The sequence below is a fragment of the Simkaniaceae bacterium genome (genome assembly GCA_021734805.1).
Classification (GTDB): domain Bacteria; phylum Chlamydiota; class Chlamydiia; order Chlamydiales; family JACRBE01; genus Amphritriteisimkania.
This window is the reverse complement of the sequence record JAIPIG010000041.1, coordinates 1-12,178: the sequence shown is the minus strand read 5'-3', so window position 1 is coordinate 12,178 and position 12,178 is coordinate 1. Positions and strand designations below refer to the sequence as shown.

The following is a 12,178-nucleotide window of genomic DNA, read 5'->3' as shown; positions in this document are numbered from 1 at the left end:
AGAGTTGGGATTTTAGCAAAGATGGCGCTTCGAATTTTTATCAGGCTTTAGCCGGCTTAATTTTTTGATCCTATTGAAGATAGGTCAAAAAATTAAGGGTGAAAAGTCGAAGATGCCGGCGAAGATAAAACCCAATTCTTCAATTCATTTTGGTATATAACCTTTTATTAACATATTTTAGCGAAATAAACAAATAATTTTACAGTTTGAACAACACGCTTACACAACTAATTATTAAAACTTTATGTATATTGTTTTAGATCTCATTTATTTTTGATTTTTAATAACATTTCATGTTAAAATCCCTGTAAAAAAGGATTTCATTATGTCTGATCTGCCCCAACGCCCGGCTCTTTGGAAAAGAATCTGTGCAAAGCTCCTTGATTACACACTTGTCATTTCAGGGTTTCTTTGTATAAGCAATTTATTGTCATTTGATTACACATTGCCTCAGCTTCTAGCAATTTTCTTTGGCGTTAGCTTCTTATGGCTTCCCCTTGAAATCCTTCTACTCAAACTCTTTAAAACAACCCCCGGAAAATACCTCTTTGGTATCTCTATCCCCCATCGGCTTAAATTCATTGAACTCATTAAAAGCTGCTCCCTATCGGCACTTAAATCCTTCCTATTCTTCATCCCGCTTTTTAACATTGTTGTGGCATTTGTCTTAATCCGAGAGGAATCAAATGCACCAAGTCAACTGATCTCTAAAAAACGCAAGCTCCACAAATTGATTATCCTATGGACTATTGTTGTTGGCGTTTTTGGATATACCGGCCTAAACTTTGATATCGAATCGGGATCTCAAACTGAGATTGCTGCAAATGGAAAAATCCAAAAGAAACTCAACTGGGTCACATACAAACACCCGGAGCAATCGTGGAAAGCGGCCTTTCCCAATAACCCCGAAGAGCGCGACTTCACGCTTAATCTCCCTAAGGGAGAGCAAAAACAACTCGGTTTGAAAGAGCTCGTCTTTACAGATCATGACGGGGCGGTTGAATACACCATCTCCTCAATTGAAATCCCCCATAATTTAATGAGTTGGGGCCATAAATTGATCTTAAGAGGCTCTCTCAAAATTATTACGGATAATGTTCCCGGCGCTAAAGTCATCAGCAAGAAGAACTTTCGCTACCGCAATAACCCCTCTCTTCACTACACCTTGGAAGATAGAGACTCTGAAAGAATGGGCCGATTGATTCTCATTGGAAATACCATCTATAAGATTGAGATTTCTTATCCCAAAGAGATGAAATACGATCTCGAGCAGGAGCTCTTCAAGTTTATCAATTCATTCGAGTGGTAAACCCTCGACTTTGCAACTTTTTGGTCCCGCCTGCCTCGGTCTTTGCGCATCATGCGTTCGGCCTATGGTCGAACTGGGAGATTATTAAACCCTAGAAAGGGTAAAAAACCCCTTCCCGGTTTTAATAACTCCCTAGAGAACAAATATCTCGAGGCCCTCAGATCCAAAAAGTTACAAAGTCGAGATAATAGATTTATATAAAAATGGGTCCTTTTGTTTTAGGAGCAGACACAACAGGTAGGAGCCTCTTTCTTAACCCACTTTTTGCTGTCTTGCACTACTCGTATACGGGTCTCCCTCCATTGGTCAGGGGTTTCTTTGCGCGCTGAGCATTCAACAGCTCTTCGCCATTGAATGATTTGCTTTCTTCGCTTCCAATTTTGAACCATATTAAATGCTTCCCTAAGGGGGGGGAGTAAAGAAGGATTGATTTTCCTCATCCTTTCTAAGAAAAGAGACGACTCAGTAAGAGTATGTTTTCGAATAAAGGCCGCAATTGGCTTAGCTGCCGCCTCTATTTTATCTTCTTCCTTCGGCATGCTTCTCACAACGCAACAAATCTCCGGTAGTAATAGCCTCTCGTTAACGTAATCTCTAGGAAGGTTGCTCAGGAAGGCTTGGAGCTTTTCTAGCTGATTAATACAACGATGATAATGATCAATGGAATCGGTGTCATTTATTAGGAGTATCAAAGGTGTACATTCTCTTTCTGCTTTATCGAAAGCCCCATGCCTCAAAAGCTCTCCTATTACGGGGGCCCCCTTGTCGCAGATTAGGGCTAGATCAAGAGGTTGACGTCCACGGGCACGCTTATAAATGTCTGCTCCGGCTCCTAATAGGACCCTGACTACATCCACATTGCCCTCCAATACCGCAAGATGTAATGCTGTATGTTCTTGGCTATCAGTTGCATTAGGGTTTGCCTCGGCCTCTAATAGGGCCCTGATTATATCCATATAGCCCTTCTGTACCGCAAGATGCAATGCTATATCTCCATCACTATCAGTTGCATTAGGGTTTGCCCCGGCCTCTAATAAGGCCCTGACTACATCCATATTGCCCTTCTGTACCGCAAGATGTAATGCTGTTTGCCTATTGTTATTAGTTGCATTAGGGTTTGCCCCGGCCTCTAATAGGGCCCTGACTACATCCACACTGCCCCCCAATGCTGCAAGATGTAATGCTGTTTGCACATTGTTATCAGTTTTATTAGGATTTACACCGGCTTCTAATAGGGCTTTGACTACATCTAATTTGCTATTTCTTGCTGCAAGATGTAATGCTGTTTGCACATTGTTATCAGTTTTATTAGGATTTACACCGGCTTCTAATAGGGCTCTGACTACATCCAATTTGCTATTTCTTGCTGCAAGATGTAATGCTGTTTGCCCATTGTTATTAGTTGCACTAGGTTTTGCTTCGGCTTCTAATAGGGCCATGACTACATCCAATTTGCTCCATCTTGCTGCGAAATGTAATGCTGTATCTCCATCATTATCAGTTGCATTAGGATATGCCCATGCCCCTAATAGGGTCCTGACCGCATTCACATTATCCCTATACGTTGCGCGATGTAATACTGTCTCTCCATATGGAGTAGTTGCATTAGGATTCGCCCTTGCGTCTAAAAGAGTCCTCATAGCAAACTCATGCCCCTTTTCAGTGACAAGAATAAGTGCCGTGCTGAGTTGATTCAAAGAACATGTTTTAATCAGCAGTTTAATTGTTTCCGTATTAGCAGTGTCTAATAGAGCTTTGCAAAGATCGGTTACTTTTTGTTCTAACTTATGGACGCCATCGGGCGGAATAGCTCTGCTTACTACCTCGGCGCTTGTTGGGCTTATTGCTGCCATTTTCCTTCTCCATGGTATACTGAAATGGTGCTGAAAAAATGAGAATTGCACAAGCTTAAAAAAAAGTATAAACAGTTGAGGAAATATCTCGAGGCCCTCAGATCCAAAAAGTTACAAAGTCGAGGTAAACGTATTATTTTTTACGTTTAGCACGGCTTTTGACAGGTTGGATGAGATGAAGGCGGTGATAAATCCCAAGACCGATGATCAAAACAACGGGCGTAAGAAGCAGAGCAATAGGATAGAGTAAATTTGTAATATCGTGCTTTGATACGTCAATGGCAAGGACAAGTCCTTTAAGGAAGAGCGCCGTGACCACAATCGAAACAAATTTTGTTAAAGAGTTTTTGAGCTCATCGGGATGGCGATCCTCTTTTTTCCTGAGCACCTCTTCAAGCATTAAGTATTTTGCCACATCTAAAACGGCAATTGAAAATACGAGCAAACTCACATCATCTAAGAGTTCATAGACGCGGTAAGTCCCATGGCTAATATCAATGACCGCCGTGACAAGCGCAAAGAAAATAATCCATAATGCGATGACATATAAAACGCTACATCCTAAGACGTATCCCACATTGGTCAATCGAATAATCCATTTGCGGTACTCAAACATCACTTAACCCTTTAATGCCATTTGATTGTCTCATTACCTGATTTAGATCGATCAATCAAGAAATATTTGAATTATTATCCTCTATTTAGGCACTATCAAACAATATGGCAAAACCAAACAATAGAGATAAATTCCTTGTTTTATTGACTTCGGGGCTATTTATCGCCTTTCTTGTTGGTATTTTTGTTTTCATGCCACCGATTAGGCTCACTACGGCCAATTTGCCTACAATCGGTCATCCCGAAGCCCCCGTTCAAGTGGTCTTATTTGAAGATTTGATGTGTGAAGAGTGCCAATACTTTTCCAACACCGTCTTTCCTTTACTTAAAGAGCATTATATCGACACCAATAAAATCACCCTCTCTCTCATCCCCATTGCCTTTTTACCTCATTCACAAGAAGTATCTTTGACGGCTCTTTGTGTGTTTTCTCAAAATCAAGCGGATTTTTGGCTTTTTCTAAAGGATTGGTTTGAGTACCAACCTAGAGCGCATATTCGTCCGATTATGGATCAAATCGTACAAAAACTCCCCCATATCGATAACAAAACACTCCATCATTGCGTTCAATCGGGTCTCTTTATGCCTGTTTTGAATAATAACATGAGCCATGCAGAAAAATGGATTCAACCTGAGATTGAAGTTCCAACCTTGTTTATCAATGGCGCGCGCGCGCCTAACTTTCTCTATCCCACTCTTGAAAAAATGATTGATCAAGCCCTTGCTAAGCAGGAACAAAAAAATGATTAAGCACCTACAAAGACAGGGATTGTATTTTGCGTGGTTAATTGCACTCATTGCTACGGGAATGAGCCTCTATTTTGGAGAAGCGCGCGGCATCACCCCCTGCTCTTTTTGTTGGTATCAACGCCTCTCTTTATTCCCACTTGCGCTCATTTTAGGAGGGGCCGTTTATACTCAGCATACAAAGGTCGCCCCTTATCTTATCCCACTACCGATCCTCGGGATCGCCACCTCGCTAACTCAAATTTTTTTTATACATTTTAAGCACTTGACATGCGGCTCATCGACTCACTGCACCCATATTAGCACCGCAAACCCCTATCTCATGCCGCTCCTCTCCCTAACAGCTTGTTTACTCATCATTAGCTGCCTCAAACTTGCGACTAAAAAGTCTCCCCTACTTAAGCCTGAAAAAGGGTACATGGCATAAAATATGAAATTGTGATATCCTTTTCTTTTTTTCACGATGTTTTATGAAGCTACTAGACAAATTAAAACTTGAATACCCTGAAAGTTCTTCCTCGCAAATCAAAAAATGGATTTTGCAAGGACGCATTTTACTCAATGGGCGCAGCTGTAAAAAGCCCCACCAGCTCACTTTGAGCGATGATAAGGTCATGCTTGAAAATCACCGGCAACCTCCTCTTCAACACGACATACAAATTTTATACGCAGACAAAGACCTCGTCGTTATTAATAAACCGGCCGGTTTACTATCCGTCAATCTCGACAAAGAAGATGCGCCCAATGCACATGATATTTTAAAGCGCCATTTCAAACCTAAACGCGTGTTTCCCGTTCACCGCCTTGATCGAGAAACATCGGGCATTCTTGTTTTTGCTCTCAATGAAAAAGCACGCGATCACCTCAAAGAACAGTTTTTTGATCACTCGATTAAACGCCAATACCGCGCCATTGTTCAAGGCAAAGTGTCACCTCAACAAGGGACATGGATGTCGCGACTCATCGAAGATCCTTCTTTGAAAGTGCACGTCACCCACTCTCATCGCGGAAAAATGGCCATCACACACTATGAAGTCGTAAAACAATCCGATCAATTTTCCGAACTTCTTTTGACATTAGAAACAGGCCGTAAAAACCAAATCCGAGCCCAAGCCCATGACATAGGTCATCCTATTGTTGGGGATATCAAATACGGCGCAACAGCAAACACTTTATCACGCCTTGCCTTGCATGCCATTGTCCTTGAATTTGATCACCCTACACTTTTAAAGCGCAAGCGCTTTTACATTCCCGCCGATAAAGTTTTCGATTGTCAAATCAAAAACCACTCGCTACAATGATTTCATGACTATACCTTATTTTTGAAAAAGCAAACCTATATGGACTTAAACCGCAACCGCGTGAGTTAGAGTGATGAAAAAGACTGTTTCTAAGCGGCAAAGCATTGTTTCTGCTGATTATGGCAGGTTCGTAACACAGCTTAAGAAAAAGATACGATCCGCTCAATTTAAAGCAGCCTTAGCGGTGAATCGAGAGCTAATTCGACTGTATTGGGATATAGGACGGGAAATCGTTGAAAGACAGGAGAAAGATGGTTGGGGCTCCGGCGTTATAAATAGGGTTGCGCGGGATATTCAGAATGAATTTCCGGGGATCGAAGGATTTTCCAAGACAAATATGGGAAGAATGAGGGCATTTTACCTGGCATATTCAATTTCCCCACAGGCTGTGGGTAAATTAGAAAACCTACCTATTTTCAATATCCCATGGGGGCATAATATTGCTATTTTTGAAGGGCTTAAATCTCTCGATGAACGCCTTTGGTATGTCAATATGGTTATTCAAGAAGGATGGTCTCGCAATGCTCTAGTGGACTCTATTAAAATAAAAACTTACAAACGACATGGCAAAGCCATTACTAATTTTCAAGATAGACTGCCCGATCCACATTCACAATTAGCTCATGATACCCTGAAAGACCCTTATAACTTTGATTTTCTTGAGCTGGCTAGAGAACACATCGAAAAAGATCTAGAAGAAGGGTTACTCAAGCACGTTGAGAAATTTTTGTCTGAGTTAGGTCAAGGCTTTTCCTTTGTTGGTAGACAAGTCAATTTGGTTGTAGGCAGCAAGGACTTCTATATCGACCTATTATTTTATCACTTAAAACTGAGATGTTTTGTGGTGATTGAACTTAAGACAGTTGATTTTAAACCTGAATTTGCGGGTAAGATGAACTTCTATTTATCCGCCGTTGATGATCTGATGAAACATTCCACAGATAATCCAACCATTGGTATTTTGATTTGCAAAAGCAAAGACAATTTCATTGCAGAATACGCACTTCGGGATATTCACAAGCCCATGGGAGTAGCTGAATATGAGACAAAAATCATTTCAACCCTACCTAAAAAGCTAAAAGGGCAACTTCCAACAATTGATGAGATTGAAGCAGAGCTAAGTGCCATTCCAACTCCGAGGGCAAAAAGAGTAAAAAACATGAAAAAAGCAACATCAAAATGAATAATGATCGGAAGATGTTGGCTTCTGAAAATGGGCATGCAGAAATAGTTGCGAGGCTCTCTTTGTAAGAGCCCATTAACTTGAGGTAAATGCTCTATGCTTTTAAAGCGCAAGCGCTTTTACATTCCCGCCGATAAAGTTTTCGATTGTCAAATCAAAAACCACTCGCTACAATGATTTCATGACTATAAAAAAACTATACCGTTGTCGCTGGGATCGCAAAATTGCAGGAGTTTTTGGTGGCCTTGGGCAATATATCAATATTGATCCGACCATTTTACGGCTCATTGCCGTCTTTCTTATCATCCCAACGGGCGTCATTACCCTTCCCCTCCTTTACCTTATAGCGGCTCTTTTAATCCCGGAAAGTCCGTCAAGGGCTTACATTCAGCCAAAATTTAAAAAACTGATGCGCAACCCGAGAAAGCGCGTTTTTGCCGGCATCTGCGCCGGTATCGGCGATTATTTCAAAATCGATCCCACCATTTTGCGCATTGTCTTCGTTCTTCTCTGTATTATCACGGGACTCGTCCCCCTCTTAATCGCCTACTTTATTGGCATCCTTATCATCCCTCTTAAGGCCGGATAATCATGGCTTCCAGAGTATCGCCCATAGATAGCTCTGCATTTGTTAGAGAAGCCTTTGAAAACAACAAAAAGCTTACTGACAAAGCCCTCCCCTATTTGCCAATTGATGCATGGGTAGAAGCTATGAAGCATCAAACAATTTCCCCTCATGTTATTCCCCTCACTCGCTTGGAAATAATTTATAATTCCTTTTCCCGAGCTATGCATTGTTTACCCATACGCAGAGCATGGCTTCAACCAGTGCAACCTAGGGTTATTAATTCTTCTTTAGGGGAACCCGATAGAATTCGACACCTTATTTTTGAAAGAGAAGCATTGTATAGACTTAAACCGCAACGGCGTGAATTCCCCACTGAAGAAGCTTCAATAGAGCAGGCGAAATTAGCACAGGAATTTATCAAAGGAATCTTTGGTATGGTTCGCAACATTAAAACAGGTAAAGCCGAAGGTCCTCGATATCAAAATGAATATGAACAATGGCTATTAGATCCTACTCAAACCCTATCGCCCGACATCATTGAATCGCGCGGAAACAGTGCATTAATAGAAGCTTCACGCTTAGGGTATGATCTAATTGTCAAAAGGCTTCTAGAATCAGGTGTCTCAGTCGACAAGGCTGATCGCGAAGGAAAAACCCCTTTGATGCTTGCTGCTGAAAAGGGGGATACAAGAATGATAAACCTCCTTTTAGCAAAAGGTGCACTAATCGATAAGGGTGACAACGGAGGAATAACGCCTTTGATCCTTGCTGCTGAGAAGGGGCATATAGCAGTCATAAAGCTTCTTTTAGCAAACGGCGCATCAATCGATAGGGCTGATTGCTGGAGAATAACACCTTTAATGGAAGCTACTCAGCATATACATATGGGAGTAGCAGAGTGCCTTTTAGAAAATGGAGCATCAGTCGAAATGGCTGACTCTATGGGAAAGACGCCTTTGATGCTTGCTGCCGAGAAGGGGCAGATAGCAGTCGTAAAACTTCTTGTAGCAAAAGGCGCATCAATCGATAGGACCGATAACCAAGGAAGGACAGCTTTAATGTTGGCTGCTAAGAAGGGGCATGAAGATATAGCAGAGCTCCTCCGCTCCCTTGCGATGAGCATATACCCGTGATTCAAGAGTTGTTTTTTTTGTCGTAGGTCGAACTTTGACTAGGGCTTGGCCTTTGCTCAAAAGAAGTGGGCTATATTTTTTTTGACAATGAAAGCAATCAATTGTATACGCCACTCTTTTAAAGGGTGTTGTTGCAAATGGGTTATATTTTAGCGCTTGATCAAGGAACAACAAGCTCACGCGCGCTCATAGTTGATGAGAAGGCTCATGTTAAAGGGTTATCTCAGCGCGAGTTTGAACAGATCTTCCCCGAATCGGGTTGGGTTGAGCACGATGCAACTGAAATTTGGTCATCGCAAGCAGCTGTCATTGCAGAAGTCTTTGCAAAGACTAAAATCCCGATGAAAGAGATTCGGGCCATTGGAATTACCAACCAACGAGAAACAACCGTCATTTGGGATCGCGCAAGCGGACGCCCCATCTACAATGCCATTGTTTGGCAAGATCGACGCACCTTTGAGTTTTGTAAAGAACTGAAACATCGAGGATTCGAGGATTTAGTCAATCGCAAAACCGGCCTCACCCTCGACCCTTACTTTTCAGCAACCAAAATCCGATGGATCTTGAATCATATAGAGGGAGCTAAAGAAAAGGCAGCAAGAGGCGAGTTGGCATTCGGAACAATTGATACTTGGCTGATTTGGAATCTCACCTGTGGGCGTCATCACATCACAGATGTCACCAATGCCTCACGCACCATGCTTTTTAATATCAACACACTCGAGTGGGATCAAGACCTTTTGGATCTTTTTGAAATCCCCCGATCTCTCCTCCCCGAAGTGCATTCTTCAAGTGAAGTGTATGGGCAAGCACAATCAGAACTATTTTCAACACCCATTCCGATTGCGGGCATTGCAGGCGATCAACAATCCTCTTTGTTCGGCCATGCCTGCACTGAAAAGGGGATGATCAAAACGACATACGGAACAGGAGCTTTTTCCCTATTAAATATCGGGCCTGAGCCTACGCTCTCTAAACACCGGCTACTTACGACCATTGCATGGCAAATGAATGGCCAAACCACCTATGCCCTCGAAGGAAGTGTCTTTATGGCAGGGGCAAGCATCCAATGGCTTCGCGACGGGCTTAAAATGATTGAAAACTTTTCCGATGTGGATCGCTTGGCCGACACCGTTCAAAACACGAATGGGGTTTATATCGTCCCCTCTTTTACCGGACTTGGAGCCCCGCATTGGGACCCTAAAGCAAGAGGGACGATTTTAGGCCTCTCCCGCGGCACCACCCGCGCTCATTTATGTTTAGCAATGCTTGAAGGCATCGCCTTTCAGGTGAGTGATGTCATTCAATCGATGATGCTCGACGCAAAATTAGAAAATGCCGTTATGAGGGTCGATGGCGGGGTCACCGTCTCCAAACGACTCATGCAGTTTCAATCGGATCTCCTTCAAATGAAAATTGAAAAACCCACCTCAAAAGAAATGACGGCCTTAGGGGCAAGTTTTTTAGCGGGTCTTGCCGTCGGATATTGGAAAAACATCGAGGAAATTGCAGCGCTTTGGCTCCCTCAAGATGCCTACGCGCCACATAGCTCTAGTCAAGAAATACAACTGCCGAAAAAAAATTGGATGCGCGCTATTGCCTGCGCCAAGTTATGGGAGAATGAGCCTGATGCAACGTCGTGATCTCATTCATCAAATGACGAAGACCCCCCGGTTTGATGTGATCATTATCGGCGGTGGCGCTACGGGACTTGGAGCTGCTGTCGACAGCGCAGCACGTGGGTATAAAACCCTCTTAGTCGAACAGTATGACTTTGCCAAAGCGAGCTCATCGCGCTCGACAAAGTTGATTCATGGTGGACTCCGCTACCTGCAACAAGGCAACTTATCCCTTGTCACGGAAGCACTAAAAGAACGGGGCCGCCTATGCCATAATGCCCCTCACCTGATCAGCCATCGCCCTTTTCTAGTCCCCAACTACCAGTGGTGGGAAGGCCCATTTTATGGCTTTGGTTTAAAAATTTACGATGCTCTTGCCGGTGATCTAGGGTTAGAAAAATCTCATCACATTGACAAAGAAGAAACCCTTAAGGCGCTCCCCAACCTAAAAAGTGAAGGCCTCAAAGGCGGGGTGATCTATTACGACGGACAGTTTGATGACTCAAGATTAGCCATCACGCTAATGAAAACGTGCATTGATCTCGGAGGCATTCCCCTCAATTATATGTGCTGTGAATCTTTAATCAAAACGGGAGATCTCATCACAGGCGTTATCATTCGAGATAAAGAAACAAATCATACCTATCAAGTTGCCGGAAAATGTGTGATTAATGCCGGGGGCATCTTTTCCGATCAGGTAAGACAACTCGATACACCCACGGCTAAACCGCGTCTTTTTTTAAGCCAAGGCGTCCATCTCGTCTTGCGCGCTTCCCTTCTATCAAGTGATCATGCCATTTTAGTCCCCCATACACAGGATGATCGCGTTTTGTTTCTCGTCCCTTGGCACGGGAGGGTTATTGCGGGGACAACAGACACCCCGATTAAAGAACCAACGGCCGAACCCATAGCCTTGCAAAGTGAAATTGATTTCATCCTTACGGAAGCTAAACGCTATCTAGCCCATCCCATCACCCCATCCGATGTGCTTTCCATCTTTGCAGGCATTAGACCCCTTGCCAAGGTGAGTGAAGAAAGTGACACTTCTAAAGTATCGCGCGATCACCTCATCCTCACTTCAGAATCCCATTTAATTTCAATCATCGGTGGAAAATGGACTACCTACCGTAAAATGGGAGAAGACGTCATTAATGAAGCGATTAAAGTGGCAAAACTCAAGAAAGTCGCCTGTAAAACCAAAACGCTTAAACTCCATGGCTATCTCGATGGAGCCGATCCGGACAACTTAATGAGTGTTTACGGATCCGATATCCATTCCCTTTTAACGCTTTTCAAAGAGGATCCCTCTTATAGCGAGTTAATCCACCCCGATCTCCCATATCAAAAAGGCGAAATCATTTGGGCCGTGCGCCATGAAATGGCCCGCACCATTGAAGATGTGCTTTCCCGCCGCACCCGCTCTCTACTTCTCGGAGCCAAAGCCGCCCGCGCCTCAGCCCTACTCGTCGCCCACTTAATGGCAAAAGAACTGGGGAGAGATCGCTCTTGGATCGATGAGCAAGTCAAAACATTTGACCAACTCAGCCACCCATACCTACCGGAACAGCTTTAAAACATATTTATTAAATATTTAATTATAAGGTTTTACTCTTTAAAAACCCCACCTTTTAAGTTGAAATTTAAGGAAGATTTTATTACAATTTCAGGCATTAATATCTTTTTTCATGGAAACTTAAGATGAGTGTAAATACTCGACTTTGTACAATTTTATGATCAACTCGCTGACGCTCATCGATCATAGGATTGGACAAGAAAAAAATTGATAGAGAGCGCTCAATCATTCATACTGTTTGGTTATCAAGCACAAACGGTAAAACTATGGACTCTCT

11 protein-coding genes are annotated in these 12,178 nt (G+C 42.9%); 9 read left to right on the top strand and 2 right to left on the bottom strand.

From position 1 onward, the window contains the following. Positions 1-325 precede the first annotated feature (325 nt). Complete coding sequence (locus tag K9M07_07370; protein MCF7853041.1) at positions 326-1,309, top strand: hypothetical protein; 984 nt, start codon at positions 326-328, stop codon at positions 1,307-1,309. A 218-nt stretch (positions 1,310-1,527) separates the two neighbouring features. Here K9M07_07370 and K9M07_07365 read toward each other — a convergent pair whose 3' ends face one another. Together K9M07_07365 and K9M07_07360 are read right to left on the bottom strand one after the other, a co-directional pair. Continuing rightward, positions 1,528-3,162: an ankyrin repeat domain-containing protein gene (locus K9M07_07365; GenBank protein MCF7853040.1), complete on the bottom strand. Its 1,635-nt coding sequence runs from the start codon at positions 3,160-3,162 to the stop codon at positions 1,528-1,530. 133 nt (positions 3,163-3,295) lie between these two features. Continuing rightward, positions 3,296-3,778 carry a hypothetical protein gene (locus K9M07_07360; GenBank protein ID MCF7853039.1) on the bottom strand — a complete coding sequence of 161 codons (483 nt, stop codon included), beginning with the start codon at positions 3,776-3,778 and terminating at the stop codon, positions 3,296-3,298. A 104-nt stretch (positions 3,779-3,882) separates the two neighbouring features. Here K9M07_07360 and K9M07_07355 point away from each other — a divergent pair, with 104 nt between their 5' ends. The 8 genes from K9M07_07355 to K9M07_07320 all read left to right on the top strand — a co-directional run bounded on the left by K9M07_07355 (position 3,883) and on the right by K9M07_07320 (position 11,901). Continuing rightward, positions 3,883-4,527 (top strand): DsbA family protein, encoded by a 645-nt coding sequence (locus K9M07_07355; protein ID MCF7853038.1) that lies wholly within the window; start codon positions 3,883-3,885, stop codon positions 4,525-4,527. Next, on the top strand, positions 4,520-4,951 hold the full coding sequence (locus K9M07_07350; protein MCF7853037.1) for a disulfide bond formation protein B: 432 nt from the start codon (positions 4,520-4,522) through the stop codon (positions 4,949-4,951). Before K9M07_07355 ends, K9M07_07350 begins: the two co-directional genes overlap by 8 nt. A gap of 43 nt (positions 4,952-4,994) precedes the next feature. Further along, a complete protein-coding gene (locus K9M07_07345; protein ID MCF7853036.1) occupies positions 4,995-5,825 on the top strand; it encodes an RluA family pseudouridine synthase in 831 nt (276 codons plus the stop codon). A 73-nt stretch (positions 5,826-5,898) separates the two neighbouring features. Next, positions 5,899-7,008, top strand: coding sequence for a PDDEXK nuclease domain-containing protein (locus K9M07_07340; GenBank protein ID MCF7853035.1), 1,110 nt, complete (start codon positions 5,899-5,901; stop codon positions 7,006-7,008). A gap of 181 nt (positions 7,009-7,189) precedes the next feature. Next, on the top strand, positions 7,190-7,597 hold the full coding sequence (locus tag K9M07_07335; protein ID MCF7853034.1) for a PspC domain-containing protein: 408 nt from the start codon (positions 7,190-7,192) through the stop codon (positions 7,595-7,597). Positions 7,598-7,599: 2 nt separating this feature from the next. Then, positions 7,600-8,709 carry an ankyrin repeat domain-containing protein gene (locus tag K9M07_07330; GenBank protein MCF7853033.1) on the top strand — a complete coding sequence of 370 codons (1,110 nt, stop codon included), beginning with the start codon at positions 7,600-7,602 and terminating at the stop codon, positions 8,707-8,709. Positions 8,710-8,846: 137 nt separating this feature from the next. Then, the gene (gene glpK / locus K9M07_07325; protein ID MCF7853032.1) at positions 8,847-10,352 is read left to right on the top strand and encodes a glycerol kinase GlpK; all 1,506 of its coding nucleotides are present in this window, start codon (positions 8,847-8,849) and stop codon (positions 10,350-10,352) included. Between the two features lie 13 nt (positions 10,353-10,365). Continuing rightward, positions 10,366-11,901, top strand: a complete 1,536-nt coding sequence (locus K9M07_07320; GenBank protein ID MCF7853031.1) for a glycerol-3-phosphate dehydrogenase/oxidase — start codon at positions 10,366-10,368, stop codon at positions 11,899-11,901. Positions 11,902-12,178 lie beyond the last annotated feature (277 nt).

What these genes read in the sequence shown, in the direction of transcription:
- K9M07_07370 (MCF7853041.1), top strand. Translation starts at nt 326, where the DNA reads ATGTCTGATCTGCCCCAACGCCCGGCTCTTTGGAAAAGAATCTGTGCA.
- K9M07_07365 (MCF7853040.1), bottom strand. Translation starts at nt 3,162, where the DNA reads ATGGCAGCAATAAGCCCAACAAGCGCCGAGGTAGTAAGCAGAGCTATT.
- K9M07_07360 (MCF7853039.1), bottom strand. Translation starts at nt 3,778, where the DNA reads ATGTTTGAGTACCGCAAATGGATTATTCGATTGACCAATGTGGGATAC.
- K9M07_07355 (MCF7853038.1), top strand. Translation starts at nt 3,883, where the DNA reads ATGGCAAAACCAAACAATAGAGATAAATTCCTTGTTTTATTGACTTCG.
- K9M07_07350 (MCF7853037.1), top strand. Translation starts at nt 4,520, where the DNA reads ATGATTAAGCACCTACAAAGACAGGGATTGTATTTTGCGTGGTTAATT.
- K9M07_07345 (MCF7853036.1), top strand. Translation starts at nt 4,995, where the DNA reads ATGAAGCTACTAGACAAATTAAAACTTGAATACCCTGAAAGTTCTTCC.
- K9M07_07340 (MCF7853035.1), top strand. Translation starts at nt 5,899, where the DNA reads ATGAAAAAGACTGTTTCTAAGCGGCAAAGCATTGTTTCTGCTGATTAT.
- K9M07_07335 (MCF7853034.1), top strand. Translation starts at nt 7,190, where the DNA reads ATGACTATAAAAAAACTATACCGTTGTCGCTGGGATCGCAAAATTGCA.
- K9M07_07330 (MCF7853033.1), top strand. Translation starts at nt 7,600, where the DNA reads ATGGCTTCCAGAGTATCGCCCATAGATAGCTCTGCATTTGTTAGAGAA.
- glpK (MCF7853032.1), top strand. Translation starts at nt 8,847, where the DNA reads ATGGGTTATATTTTAGCGCTTGATCAAGGAACAACAAGCTCACGCGCG.
- K9M07_07320 (MCF7853031.1), top strand. Translation starts at nt 10,366, where the DNA reads ATGACGAAGACCCCCCGGTTTGATGTGATCATTATCGGCGGTGGCGCT.